The following is a 12259-nucleotide window of genomic DNA, read 5'->3' as shown; positions in this document are numbered from 1 at the left end:
AAAATTTTAAACAATAGGGTTTTAAAGCGTTATGCCATCGTTTTGGATTCCATTTTATAGTGAAAAGTTTATTCAAGCTCATAAGGGGATAGGAGGCCTTTTGAAATCATTCCCCTAACCCCCCAAAACTCCCCATAACCCTATAAAAGCGCGTCATGAGAAACTATCGCTTGGCTTAGCTCTTTTATTTTGATTGTAAAAAACACTCAAAGGCATCAATTTGATTACCAACACTCCATTAAAAAATTTTATAGGCTTTATAAAATGCGTTGGAATGTCTGAGATTTTAACTCTATCAATCGCTATATTTCAAAGATTTTTGCGTGACAAAACCTTAAGCTTACCGCAAAAAAGCCAAAAAGCTTAAAGTCTAAAGATTTTAAAAAAGTAATGGTTTTTAAAAAAGATAGTCCTACACAAGACAGAGCGATAGGGAGCTATAAAGCCTAAAAGGAATGCTTAAGAAACTTATTGAAAGCCCCCTACTAAAAGGTAAGCTTAACTATTTTACTATTTTTCAGACTTACTGGAGTCACTAATTTGCCTTTCAAACTCTTGTTGCAAGGCTTGTTGTTGCCTTTCTTTCTTTGAAAGGCGGCGTTTTTTCTTAGACTTTTTCTCTTTTTTTGAAGAAGCCTCTGGCTCTTTTGAAGCTGTTTCTTTGAGCGCGTTAGCATTGGTCGTAGGATCTAGATCCGAATTAGAAGCGTTCTGTGTCTTCTTAGAAGAGCTTATAAATTCATGGCTATCAGTATGGCTTTCAAGCTCCCCACTACTCCTCTTTTGAAACGCTGCTTTAGTGTCTTTCTCAGCCTGATCTTCCATTTTTTTAAGAGTGACTGCGTCCAGTTTTCTAGCCTTTTCTTTTTGGCTTATTCTAACCATGCTGATCAAATATTTGATATACCCATCATACATATCCCCAAACTGCTCATGCAAAGCCCCAAAATCCGAGCCTTTGTAAAGCCAGTTAAATAAAGGGAGTGAAAGCTCTGTCCCTAAGTCTTTAAGCACATGTTTATAAAACTTCTCCCTGTCATTCACCACAAAAGAAACCTTGCCATTTTTATGCTCATAATAACAAATCTTTTGATCCACACAACTTTCCAAACTCCCCTTAAAGAAAGCTCCAAAAGCGGATAAGTCGCCTTTACTCATCTTGGTTTCAGAATACTGGTTAAAATTCTTCACGCGCTCTTTTTCCAAATTAACCATATTCTTTAAAACCCTCTTGCGATCTTTTTTCATATTCCCTGTGGAGCTTTCAGAAAACATAACATTGGGATCAACTGTAGTGTTAATAGTGGCAGAATCCGTTTCTGCTCTCAACAAAAAAGTCGTAGCTACTAAAAAAAATAAAATCCGTTTCATACCAAACTCCTAATTTATATAACCGCAACAAAAATAGATACTGTTCTTCATAAGCTCTCTTTTAAAATTTCTTCTATTGATAAAAAACCACCTAGAATTCAAGCCATTTTAGTCGTTTTAAATTACAGACTTTCAAAGGGTCTTTGTTATTGGGTATGATACTATAAATATCCAAAAAATACAAACACTCCAAAAACTTTAACTCTAAAAAACTGGCATGCCCTTCACAGCTAAAGGATTTAGAATCAACAAAGCCCGCCCACCAAGCAGGTAGCCTCTATTTTAAGTGCCCAAACGCTATGATAGAATTATAACACAAAAACGCCTTATATCCCCATAGCCAAAAGCTAGAAACTTACGGCGTGGTTTTACAAAAATCAAAAAAAGTTAGCACACCCTAAAGCGCTAATGCTGATGATGGCTTGATTTTTTGCCTTTTTTTCCTTTTTTTTCATGATCATGAAAAGGGCCTTCACATGTGCAATCATGCAAATCTAGTCCCTCTTGGCGGTATTCTTTCATCGTCATTGTTTTCTTTTTGTTAGCAATCGCTTCAAGGATTTCTTTTTTACGCTTGTTGCGATCTTCTTGGCTTAAAGAAGCTAAATTTTTATCCATCGCTTTCTTAAAATCCGCTTTATAATTTTTACGCTCTTCTTCTTTCATCGCCGCTAATCGCTTATTGACTTCTGCGCGAAACTCTGGAACTTCGCTAGGAGCAACTTTCCCTGCTTGCTCTAATAGCTGCTTATTATCCATGCTCTTAAAATCGCTCGCATTCAAAAAAAGCCCCAAAAAAGTCCCTGTAAATAATAAAGAAAACGCCAATTTTTTCATCAAATGCTCCCAAATTCAAAAATAAAAGACAAATTCTATCATCTGATTGATTAAAGATAACTTACAGCGTTTTAATGGCCAATTGATTTTTAGATTTTATGATCAGCACTCCATTAAAACAGCTAACCTATATCCCCTATTATTATTTTCAAAAACAATTAATTCATTTTTGATTTTTCAAAGACTTGTTTGTGTGCTGTTGTTGGTAAGTTCAATTGTTTGTAAGGATTGTGTTTTAATTTTTGCCAAGTAGCCGTATTGATTTTCTAAAGCCTTTGATACAAGAAAATCATAAAAGGCCACAAAGAGCAAAAGCCCTTTTCTATGCCCCCATAAGATCAATTCTAAAACACCTTAAAAGCTTACAATGTAACGCCAATAAAAGGCATAGGGGCGGTGGAAGGTGAATCTATAAGTAGTCCCTTCAGGCACATTATCCGCACTAGCGGTATAATAATTGTTGCGAATGGTTTGGATTTTCAAGCCAATTTCAAAACCTTGGTGTTTAGTGCCTAAGCGAATCCCGCCATTCACTAAGACCTGGAAATTTGATGGGTGGAAACTCCCTCTGTATTCATCAGCTAGGTCCTTAAAATAATAGTTTGTTGGACCCCAAGAAGTGCCACCAATCGCAACGCCAACAAAAAACCCAAAATGCAAGTTCTCACGATTGAAAATAGCCGGGTTAAACAACACATCTGTGCCAGCCCCATAGCCAAACATGAAACTTTGAGAACCCTTGCGAGCGTCTCTCATGCCATAATCATTATAAGTGTAATACTTATAATAAGAGCTTGCAAAATCAAAGAATCCGTAATAACGCATTCCAAATTGCGGGGATTTCTTAAAAAAATGCTTATACCCTACAACAAAACCAAAACCATTGATAGCGTATTGTTGGTTGCTTAAGCCCTTATACCCACGAGTCCCTAGAGCGCCATGAGTAAGACCTCCTGTTGGGTTTGACGCTGTAGGCATGTTAGGCGTATTAGAGCCATAAGCCCCACTTTGATTACCATTACAATTCCCATGGGAACAATTTTGAGCGGTAGTGCTAAGCATACCCAACTGGTAATCAATCCCTATAAAAGCAGCATTTCTTTCACCTTTTTTGGTAGGGCTAGTCTTAATAGCTTTTTCTTGCTTAGGGGTCTCTGCTGACAACAAGCTTGTCATTGCTAGAGAGATAGCACCTACTATAACAGATTTCTTCATGTATTCCTTCCTTCTACATTTTCTCTACTTGAGTTCTAAACGCTACATTCTACTATAAAATTGCTTTCTTTTTGATTAAATGTAGCGATTGAATGAGAATAAATTGAAACAAAAATCAATTTTAGGAACTTTTTAGTAAAAAGTCCTAAATCCTCTCACCTTTTTTAGGCTAAAACTAAAACCTAACAGCCAATAGAGATTAAAGATGCTCTTTCACGCTCTCTAACACGCTCTCAAAAGCTTGCATGTCATTCATCGCCATGTCTGCTAAAATCTTGCGGTCTAACTCCACGCCAGCCACTTTTAAGGCATGCATGAAGCGCGAATAACTTGTATTGTGCATTCTGCAAGCCGCATTGATCCTTACCACCCACAAACTCCTGAATTCTCTTTTCTTTTGTTTGCGATCCCTAAAGGCGTAATACATGCTTCTTTCAAGCTGTTCTTTAGCCTTTCTAAAATGCTTTCTTCTGCCACTATAAAACCCTCTAGCGAGTTTTAAGACTTTTTTATGGCGTCTTCTGCGCACAACGCCTGTTTTAACTCTCATTTCTTTACCTTTCTTTTTAAAATATTTTTAGGTGCGTTTTTACAACGACTTTCCCTTAAACAAGGGGATTAACTCCACTTTCTAATGAGCATTCTCAAGCCCTGCAAAGCAACGACATGACAGAATGCGCGTTAGTGTGATGCACATGTTTGGGCGCGTTTAAATTAGCTTTGCGTTTGGGGCTTTTTTTAGTCAAAATATGGCTTTTAAAAGCACTGCCACGCTTAATCAAGTTTTTTTTAACTTTGAAACGCTTAGACGCGCCGCGATTAGTCTTCATTTTTGGCATGATTTTCTCCTTTCATAAGGTTAATACGATTAAAAGGCGGGTTATTTTCTTTGGTTTTCTTTTCGTTTTTGGGGGCTTCTTTAGCCTTAGGCACAAACATCCACGAAACAAAACGCCCCTCGGTTTTTGGCTCTTTTTCAGGGTTGGCTAAATCTTGCATCATCGTTTGGACTCTAAAAAGCACATCAAGCCCGGCTTTTGAGTTTTGTCTCTCTCTACCTTTTAAAACCACTTTGAATTTGACATGCTTATTGGATTCAATAAATTCTCTCGCATGCTTGACTTTGTAGTTAATATCGTTTTGCGCGATTTGAGTGGAAAGCTTGATCTCTTTGATTTCAATTTGCTTTTGCTTTTTCTTGGCTTCCTTGATTTTCTTTTCATTCTGGTAGCGGAATTTATTATAATCCATCACCTTACACACGGGAGGTTTCGCGCTCGCTGAAATCAAAACCAAATCCAAACCTAAATTTTGAGCGATATTGAGCGCTTCTTTGGAGGAAATGATCCCATACACTTCGCCATTATCGCCCACGCAACGCACTTCTTTAAAATTAATGTCTCCGTTTAACAACACTTCGTTTCTACTCAAAAACTAACCTCTTGCATCTTAGATTCAACCATGTTTAAAAACTCCTTTAAGGGCATTTTATATTGAGCTTGTTTTTCTCTGTCTCTAATGGATAAAATTTCTGTTTCCACTTCTTCATTCCCTAACACTAAAATCATAGGGATTTTTTGCTTTTCGGCTAAGCGCACTTTTTTATTCAAGCTGTCGTTTTTATCCAGCACTTCTACAAAAATATCGCACTTTTTTAGTGCCTCTTTTAATTTCAAAGCAAAAACATGATGCTCTTCATTAATAGGAATGAGAGCGATTTGAGTGGGCGCGACAAAGAAAGGGAAATTCCCCCCAAAATGTTCGCTCAAAATCGCAATAAACCTTTCAAACGAGCCTAAAATCGCTCTGTGGATCATCACCGGCTGTTCAGCGTGATTATGCTCATTAGTGAAAGCGAGCTTGAAGCGTTCAGGCAAATTCATATCCACTTGAATCGTGCCGCACTGCCATTTACGCTTTAAAGCGTCAGTGATTTTAATGTCAATCTTAGGCCCATAGAAAGCCCCTCCCCCCTCATCAATCTTATAATCAATGCGGTGCTCTTTTAGGGCTTCTTTTAAAGCGTTAGTGGTCTTTTCCCAAACTTTATCATCGCCTATGGATTTAGCCGGCCTTGTGGATAATTCCATTTCATAGCTAAAATCAAACGCTTGCATGATCTTATGCGTAAAATCTAAAATCGCGCTCACTTCGCTTTGGATCTGTTCAAAAGAGCAAAAAATATGTGCATCATCTTGGGTAAATTCCCTAACCCTTAAAAGCCCATGCAACACGCCGCTTTTTTCGTGCCGATGCACCACGCCGTATTCATAAAACCTTAAGGGCAAATCCCTGTAGCTGTGCAAAGCGCTTTGATAGACTTTAATATGCCCCACGCAGTTCATAGGCTTTATGCCGTATTCTTGCTCATCAATCGTGGTGAAATACATGTTTTCTTTATAGTTGTCATAATGCCCGCTGATTTTCCACACATCGCTCTTTAAAATCTCAGGGCCTTTAACCGGCTCATAGCCTCTTAAAAGTAACGCTTTACTCAATAAATCTTCAATGCGTTTTCTCAGTCTTGCCCCTTTAGGCAGCCATAAGGGTAAGCCTGCCCCTATCTCATCATCAAAACTAAAAAGCCCTAGCTCCATGCCTAGCTTTCTGTGATCTCGTTTTTTCGCCTCTTCTATTTGGAAAAGATAGTCTTTTAAGCCCTCTTTGGTGGCAAAAGCGATGCCATAGATTCTAATGAGCATTTCATTGTTTTCATCGCCGCCCAAATAAGCCCCAGCCAGTTTAGTGAGCTTGAAATGGTTTAAAAAACGGGTGTTTGGGAGGTGCGGTCCCTTACACAAATCTTCAAACTCGCCTTGTTGGTACACGCCAAATTTATCGCCACTGATTTTACTCATGACCGCATGCTTTAATTCATCGCCCTTAAAACGCTCCAAGGCTTGCTCTCTGGTTAAAACCTCTTTAGTGATAGCGAGCTTTAATTTCGCAAATTCTTTCATTTTCGCTTCAATTTTAGGTAAATCCTCTTCGCTGATTTTTGAAGCGGTTTTAAAATCGTAATAAAACCCCTCTTCTACCACAGGGCCTACAAAAAATTTTGCGTCCGGATAAAGGGCTTTCAAGCTTTGTGCAAGCAAATGCGCGCATGAATGCCTGATCACTTCTAAAGCCAAAGGCGAATCATCAAAATATATCGGCTCTGTCCCGTTTAACGCTTTAATCCCATCGCTCAGCCCTAAGACTTTCGCACTCTCTAAATCTATTATTTGCTCGTCTTTATAAACAGCAATCAGTTCCGCACTCATTCTTTAAAACTTATGTTTCCTTTCTTATAAACCTTAAAATTTAGCAATCTTTTGAGCCAAACCCGCATTGCACTTGCGAATCCACTTTCTCAGCTTTAGGGTCGCTCATAGGCTTCAAACACGCTTGTAAAAATACCATACAAAACAAATTCAATAATAACCGCCTATACAAAAACACCCTTTCTATTCAAAAATACTGCTTATTATACAATAAAATCATAAACCAAAAAGAATACACCCCCTTATTAAAAAGCTTAGTAATACAAACTAGCTAAAACTAAAGCTCTATCATGCTATCATTATTATATTTTTGTTTTAAGAAACTTAATGATAATTTTAAGGGAGTTTTGTGCGATATATCAAGTTTTTCAAAGAGTTGAACAATAAGAATGTGAATCTGGTTGGGGGCAAGAACGCTAGCATTGGTGAAATGTTTCAAGAATTAGTGCCTATTGGCATTAAAGTGCCTGATGGCTTTGCGATCACAAGCGAAGCGTATTGGTATCTTTTAGAGCAAGGGGGGGCTAAACAAAAAATCATAGAGCTTTTAGAAAATGTTGATGCCACGGAAATTGATGTGTTAAAAATCCGCTCCAAACAAATCAGAGAGCTTATTTTTGGCACGCCTTTTCCTAGCGATTTAAGAGATGAGATTTTTCAAGCTTATGAAATTTTAAGCCAGCAATATAACATGAAAGAAGCCGATGTGGCTGTAAGGAGCTCCGCTACTGCAGAAGATTTGCCGGACGCTTCTTTTGCCGGGCAGCAAGACACTTATTTAAACATTAAGGGTAAAACAGAATTGATCCACTATATCAAATCCTGTTTAGCGTCGCTTTTTACCGATAGAGCGATTAGCTATAGAGCGAGTCGTGGGTTTGATCATCTAAAAGTCGCTCTAAGCGTGGGGGTGCAAAAAATGGTGCGAGCAGATAAAGGCAGCGCGGGCGTGATGTTTTCTATTGACACCGAAACCGGTTTTAAAGACGCGGTGTTTATCACTTCAGCGTGGGGGTTAGGCGAAAATGTGGTGGGCGGCACGATAAACCCTGATGAATTTTATGTGTTTAAGCCCACTTTAGAGCAAAACAAACGCCCCATTATCAAACGCCAACTCGGCAATAAAACGCAAAAAATGGTCTATGCTCCAAGGGGTAGCGAACACCCCACCAGAAACATTAAAACCACCAAAAAAGAATGCCAATCCTTTTCGTTGAGCGATGAAGATGTGCTGATTTTAGCCAAATACGCCATTGAAATTGAAAAACATTACTCTAAAGAAGCCAAACAATACCGCCCTATGGATATAGAATGGGCTAAAGATGGCGATAGCGGGGAAATCTTTATCGTTCAAGCGCGCCCAGAAACCGTTCAAAGCCAAAAAACCAAAGAAGAAAGTCAAGTCTTTGAAAAATTCAAATTCAAAAACCCTAACGAAAAGAAAGAGATTATCTTACAAGGCAGAGCGATTGGGAGTAAAATTGGCTCAGGGAAAGTGCGTATCATCAATGATTTGGAACACATGAATTCTTTTAAAGAGGGCGAAATTTTAGTTACGGATAACACCGACCCAGACTGGGAGCCTTGCATGAAAAAAGCGAGCGCGGTTATCACCAATCGTGGAGGGCGCACTTGCCATGCCGCTATTGTGGCGAGAGAAATTGGCGTGCCAGCCATTGTTGGGGTGAGCGGAGCGACGGATAGCCTTTATACCGGCATGGAAATCACGGTTTCTTGTGCTGAGGGCGAAGAGGGCTATGTGTATGCGGGCATTTATGAGCATGAAATTGAAAGGGTGGAGCTTTCTAACATGCAAGAAACTCAAACAAAAATTTATATCAATATTGGAAACCCTGAAAAAGCCTTTGGTTTTTCTCAGCTCCCTAATCACGGCGTAGGGCTGGCCAGAATGGAAATGATTATTTTAAATCAAATCAAAGCCCACCCCTTAGCTTTAGTGGATTTGCACCACAAAAAAAGCGTGAAAGAAAAAAATGAAATTGAAAACCTTATGGCAGGCTATGCTAACCCTAAAGATTTTTTTGTAAAAAAAATCGCTGAAGGCATTGGCATGATCAGCGCAGCGTTTTACCCTAAACCTGTCATTGTAAGGACGAGCGATTTCAAATCCAATGAATACATGCGCATGCTTGGCGGCTCTAGCTATGAGCCTAATGAAGAAAACCCCATGCTTGGCTATAGGGGGGCTAGTCGGTATTATTCAGAGAGCTATAATGAAGCGTTTTCGTGGGAGTGTGAAGCCTTAGCGTTAGTGAGAGAAGAAATGGGCTTGACGAACATGAAAGTGATGATCCCCTTTTTGCGAACCATTGAAGAGGGTAAAAAAGTCTTAGAAATCTTAAGAAAAAACAATCTAGAATCCGGTAAAAACGGGCTTGAAATCTATATCATGTGCGAATTACCGGTGAATGTCATTCTGGCTGATGATTTCTTAAGCTTGTTTGATGGCTTTTCTATTGGCTCTAATGATTTAACCCAGCTCACTTTAGGCGTGGATAGAGACAGCGAATTAGTCAGCCATGTCTTTGATGAAAGAAATGAAGCGATGCTAAAAATGTTTAAAAAAGCGATTGAAGCTTGTAAAAGGCACAACAAATATTGCGGGATTTGCGGGCAAGCCCCAAGCGATTACCCTGAAGTAACAGAGTTTTTAGTCAAAGAGGGCATCACTTCCATTTCTTTAAACCCTGATAGCGTGATCCCCACTTGGAACGCTGTAGCTAAGTTAGAAAAAGAATTGAAAGACCATAGCTTAACTGCGCGTTGATAATGAAGGGGTTGATCTAACTTGAGTGGATTTTTTCGTATTGGTTTCCATTGATATAGTTTTGATGGGTAAGATTGTTTTTAAAAAAAAGGTTGGTAATGGAATCAGTGAAAATAGGAAGAACAAATAAAGTTGGCAAAAACGCAGAGACAGCTAACACAAAGGCAAATAAAGAGACTCATTTTAAACGAGTGGGTGCTATTAAAAATATGTTCAGATCAATTGGTGGGTTTTTTACAAAAATTGTAAAGAAAGTTAGAGAACTTATAAAAAAACATCCCGAGAAAAGCAGTGCGGCATTAGTAGTATTAACCCATGTTGCATGCAAGAAAGCGAAAGAATTAGACGATAAAGTCCAGGATAAATCCAAACAAGCTGAAAAAGAGAATCAAATCAATTGGTGGAAGTATTCAGGATTAACCATAGCGACAAGTTTATTATTAGCTGCTTGTAGCGCTGGTGATATTGATAAACAAATAGAACTAGAACAAGAAAAGCAAAAGACAGAACAAGAAGAACAAAAGACAGAACAAGAAAAACAAAAGACAAGCAATATACAGAAAGATTTGGTTAAAGAACAGAAAGATTTGGTTAAAGAACAGAAAGATTTGGTTAAAGAACAGAAAGATTTGGTTAAAGAACAAAAAGATTTGGTTAAAGAACAGAAAGATTTGGTTAAAGAACAGAAAGATTTGGTTAAAGAACAAAAAGATTTGGTTAAAAAAGCAGAACAAAATTGCCAAGAAAATCATAGTCAATTCTTTATTAAAAAATTAGGAATTAAGGGTGGTATTGCTATAGAAGTAGAAGCTGAATGCAAAACCCCTAAACCTGCAAAAACCAATCAAACCCCTATCCAGCCAAAACACCTTCCAAACCCTAAACAACCCCACTCTCAAAGAGGATCAAAAGCGCAAGAGCTTATCGCTTATTTGCAAAAAGAGCTAGAATCTCTGCCCTATTCACAAAAAGCTATCGCTAAACAAGTGAATTTTTATAAACCAAGTTCTATCGCTTATTTAGAGCTAGACCCTAGAGATTTTAAGGTTGCAGAAGAATGGCAAAACGAAAACCTGAAAATACGCTCTAAAGCTCAAGCTAAAATGCTTGAAATGAGGAATGTAAAACCATACCCACAAGCCAACCTTTCAGCCTCTCAAAGCTTTTCAATCCTTCAAAACATCGTTGCTGATATTAATAAAGAAATAGAAGTAGCGGCTAATACTGAAAAGAAAGCAGAAAAAGTGGGTTATGGTTATAGTAAAAGGGTGTAGGCATAAGAAATAAGAACACCATAAAATCGTTTTTATATTCTAGGAGGCATCAGTCAGTTTCTTGCCATAGAAAAATCGCTTATTAGCTTGCTCCCTTTAAAAGGGCGTGAGTTTGGGTATAAAGAAAACTTGTATCAAGTTTTATTGGAATGGATTAGAAAAATCTGATTGGATTGACCCTTACAATTTTTCAAACCAATTGTTTAATAGCGATTAAATATGACTATATATACTACAATAATAAGATCTTGATGGGTAAGATTGTTTTTTGAAAGGATTTAAATGCCTGTTATAAGAGTTTTAGTAATGCTTGCAACAATGATGATGAAATTAGTGAAAACGGCAAAAGAAAAGAAAGTTTTTAAGAATGTGGGAGTGTCTATAATGGGGATTACTTTTTGGGAAGCGATAAAAGACTCAATAAAAAAACAAATTAAAAAAAGCGATTGGATATGTGGGAATGTTAAGACTGCGGATGATTATTTAAAAACGCATCCTAACTCATGGTTTAATTCAGCAATAGGTGTAGCAACGATAACAACCATGCTTATGAATGTGTGTTTTGCTGATGACCAATCCAAAAAAGAAGTGGCTCAAGCTCAAAAGGAAGCTGAAAACGCTAGGGATAGAGCGAACAAGAGTGGGATAGAACTAGAACAGGAAAAACAAAAGACAGAACAAGAAAAACAAAAGACAGAACAAGAAAAACAAAAGACAGAACAGGAAAAACAAAAGACAGAACAGGAAAAACAAAAGACAAGCAATATAGAGACTAACAATCAAATAAAAGTAGAACAAGAAAAACAAAAGACAGAACAAGAAAAACAAAAGACAGAACAAGAAAAACAAAAGACAAACAACACACAGAAAGATTTGGTTAAAAAAGCAGAACAAAATTGCCAAGAAAATCATAGTCAATTCTTTATTAAAAAATTAGGAATTAAGGGTGGTATTGCTATAGAAGTAGAAGCTGAATGCAAAACCCCTAAACCTGCAAAAACCAATCAAACCCCTATCCAGCCAAAACACCTTCCAAACCCTAAACAACCCCACTCTCAAAGAGGATCAAAAGCGCAAGAGCTTATCGCTTATTTGCAAAAAGAGCTAGAATCTCTGCCCTATTCACAAAAAGCTATCGCTAAACAAGTGAATTTTTATAAACCAAGTTCTATCGCTTATTTAGAGCTAGACCCTAGAGATTTTAAGGTTGCAGAAGAATGGCAAAACGAAAACCTGAAAATACGCTCTAAAGCTCAAGCTAAAATGCTTGAAATGAGGAATGTAAAACCATACCCACAAGCCAACCTTTCAGCCTCTCAAAGCCTTTTGTTCGTTCAAAAAATATTTGCTGATATTAATAAAGAAATAAAAGTAATTGCTAATACCGAGAAAAAAGTAGAAAAAGTGGGTTATGGTTATAGTAAAAGGGTGTAGCGGTTAAAAACATTAAGTTTTTAATTATCTGTCGGCTTTTGAGATCGTTTTTTATGGTATTGTGGCGTTATTTG

11 protein-coding genes and 1 pseudogene are annotated in these 12259 nt (G+C 37.8%); 4 read left to right on the top strand and 8 right to left on the bottom strand.

Annotation, left to right across the window (positions count from 1 at the left end):
- Window positions 1–510 precede the first annotated feature (510 nt).
- Window positions 511–1371 (bottom strand): hypothetical protein, encoded by an 861-nt coding sequence (locus tag P6280_RS02440; RefSeq protein ID WP_283236893.1) that lies wholly within the window; start codon window positions 1369–1371, stop codon window positions 511–513.
- Here P6280_RS02440 and P6280_RS07715 point away from each other — a divergent pair.
- Window positions 1295–1483 (top strand): annotated as a pseudogene (locus P6280_RS07715) (hypothetical protein). The gene P6280_RS02440 and the pseudogene P6280_RS07715 overlap by 77 nt on opposite strands.
- A gap of 293 nt (window positions 1484–1776) precedes the next feature.
- On the opposite strand, the gene P6280_RS02435 reads toward P6280_RS07715, so the two are convergent.
- The 7 genes from P6280_RS02435 to P6280_RS02405 all read right to left on the bottom strand — a co-directional run bounded on the left by P6280_RS02435 (window position 1777) and on the right by P6280_RS02405 (window position 6861).
- Window positions 1777–2208, bottom strand: coding sequence for a DUF1104 domain-containing protein (locus P6280_RS02435; protein WP_283236892.1), 432 nt, complete (start codon window positions 2206–2208; stop codon window positions 1777–1779).
- Window positions 2209–2562: 354 nt separating this feature from the next.
- Entirely contained in the window at window positions 2563–3423 is an 861-nt protein-coding gene (locus tag P6280_RS02430) for an outer membrane protein (protein WP_000750190.1), read from the bottom strand.
- Window positions 3424–3622: 199 nt separating this feature from the next.
- Entirely contained in the window at window positions 3623–3973 is a 351-nt protein-coding gene (gene rplT / locus P6280_RS02425) for a 50S ribosomal protein L20 (protein WP_001264169.1), read from the bottom strand.
- A 94-nt stretch (window positions 3974–4067) separates the two neighbouring features.
- Window positions 4068–4262, bottom strand: coding sequence for a 50S ribosomal protein L35 (gene rpmI, locus P6280_RS02420; RefSeq protein WP_001125542.1), 195 nt, complete (start codon window positions 4260–4262; stop codon window positions 4068–4070).
- Window positions 4243–4854 carry a translation initiation factor IF-3 gene (gene infC / locus P6280_RS02415; protein ID WP_283236891.1) on the bottom strand — a complete coding sequence of 204 codons (612 nt, stop codon included), beginning with the start codon at window positions 4852–4854 and terminating at the stop codon, window positions 4243–4245. Before infC ends, rpmI begins: the two co-directional genes overlap by 20 nt.
- Window positions 4851–6689 carry a threonine--tRNA ligase gene (gene thrS, locus P6280_RS02410; RefSeq protein WP_283236890.1) on the bottom strand — a complete coding sequence of 613 codons (1839 nt, stop codon included), beginning with the start codon at window positions 6687–6689 and terminating at the stop codon, window positions 4851–4853. The genes infC and thrS overlap by 4 nt, the downstream gene beginning before the upstream one ends.
- Before the next feature lie 40 nt (window positions 6690–6729).
- Entirely contained in the window at window positions 6730–6861 is a 132-nt protein-coding gene (locus P6280_RS02405) for a hypothetical protein (protein WP_001871589.1), read from the bottom strand.
- A 177-nt stretch (window positions 6862–7038) separates the two neighbouring features.
- On the opposite strand from P6280_RS02405, the gene ppsA reads away from it, so the two are divergent.
- From ppsA to P6280_RS02390, 3 genes are all read left to right on the top strand, one after another.
- Window positions 7039–9477 carry a pyruvate, water dikinase gene (gene ppsA, locus P6280_RS02400; protein WP_283236889.1) on the top strand — a complete coding sequence of 813 codons (2439 nt, stop codon included), beginning with the start codon at window positions 7039–7041 and terminating at the stop codon, window positions 9475–9477.
- A 98-nt stretch (window positions 9478–9575) separates the two neighbouring features.
- Window positions 9576–10751 (top strand): DUF874 family protein, encoded by a 1176-nt coding sequence (locus P6280_RS02395; protein WP_283236888.1) that lies wholly within the window; start codon window positions 9576–9578, stop codon window positions 10749–10751.
- Window positions 10752–11033: 282 nt separating this feature from the next.
- Complete coding sequence (locus P6280_RS02390) at window positions 11034–12185, top strand: DUF874 family protein (RefSeq protein ID WP_283236887.1); 1152 nt, start codon at window positions 11034–11036, stop codon at window positions 12183–12185.
- The last annotated feature ends 74 nt before the right edge of the window (window positions 12186–12259 follow it).

This window comes from Helicobacter sp. 219-2 (assembly GCF_030053225.1).
GTDB lineage: Bacteria > Campylobacterota > Campylobacteria > Campylobacterales > Helicobacteraceae > Helicobacter > Helicobacter pylori_C.
Note: the sequence above shows the minus strand (reverse complement) of the source record. Positions and strands in the feature narration are given on the sequence as shown.

Coding starts and splice junctions, on each gene's coding strand:
- rplT (WP_001264169.1), bottom strand. CDS start 3,973: ATGAGAGTTAAAACAGGCGTTGTGCGCAGAAGACGCCATAAAAAAGTC.
- rpmI (WP_001125542.1), bottom strand. CDS start 4,262: ATGCCAAAAATGAAGACTAATCGCGGCGCGTCTAAGCGTTTCAAAGTT.
- thrS (WP_283236890.1), bottom strand. CDS start 6,689: ATGAGTGCGGAACTGATTGCTGTTTATAAAGACGAGCAAATAATAGAT.
- P6280_RS02395 (WP_283236888.1), top strand. CDS start 9,576: ATGGAATCAGTGAAAATAGGAAGAACAAATAAAGTTGGCAAAAACGCA.
- P6280_RS02390 (WP_283236887.1), top strand. CDS start 11,034: ATGCCTGTTATAAGAGTTTTAGTAATGCTTGCAACAATGATGATGAAA.
- P6280_RS02440 (WP_283236893.1), bottom strand. CDS start 1,371: ATGAAACGGATTTTATTTTTTTTAGTAGCTACGACTTTTTTGTTGAGA.
- P6280_RS02435 (WP_283236892.1), bottom strand. CDS start 2,208: ATGAAAAAATTGGCGTTTTCTTTATTATTTACAGGGACTTTTTTGGGG.
- P6280_RS02430 (WP_000750190.1), bottom strand. CDS start 3,423: ATGAAGAAATCTGTTATAGTAGGTGCTATCTCTCTAGCAATGACAAGC.